Origin of the sequence: Pseudomonas sp. RGM 3321, from assembly GCF_022836805.1 — a bacterium.
Lineage (GTDB): Bacteria > Pseudomonadota > Gammaproteobacteria > Pseudomonadales > Pseudomonadaceae > Aquipseudomonas.
Window position 1 is genome coordinate 1 of record NZ_JALHBH010000028.1, and the last position, 411, is coordinate 411.

The 411-nt window shown below is 58.6% G+C and carries 1 protein-coding gene; it reads left to right on the forward strand.

The window, feature by feature from the left end; all coding sequences use genetic code 11:
* The coding region (locus RGM3321_RS00090) for a DUF805 domain-containing protein (RefSeq protein ID WP_244391004.1) at positions 1–411 on the forward strand (411 nt) is incomplete at both ends.

Consider the following 411-nt stretch of genomic DNA (forward strand, 5'->3'; position numbering starts at 1 on the left):
TTTCGAGGCCGCGCCTCCCGCTCAGAGTACTGGTGGACCGTTCTGTTCAACTTCATCATCGCCGTCGCGATGCAGGCGCTCATGCCCATCCTCCAAGGCGTCGGTCTCATGTCGGCCATTACCTCGAACTCCACGACCGAATTCTCCGCCATGTCGACATCCGGCGTCATCTTCACGATGCTGCCCCTTGCTTGGCTACTCGCTATTATCATTCCTCGCCTGGCCCTCACGGTGCGCCGTCTCCACGACGTCAACCACTCGGGATGGTGGGTCATGGCACCGACTCTCTGCGGCATCGCGTCCGCGACCATGATGATTCTCGCATTTGTATCCGCCGCCGCAAATGACGGGAAACCATCTATGGCCCTACTGACGATCGGCATTGTTCTTTTCGTCGCCATCTTTGTCGTC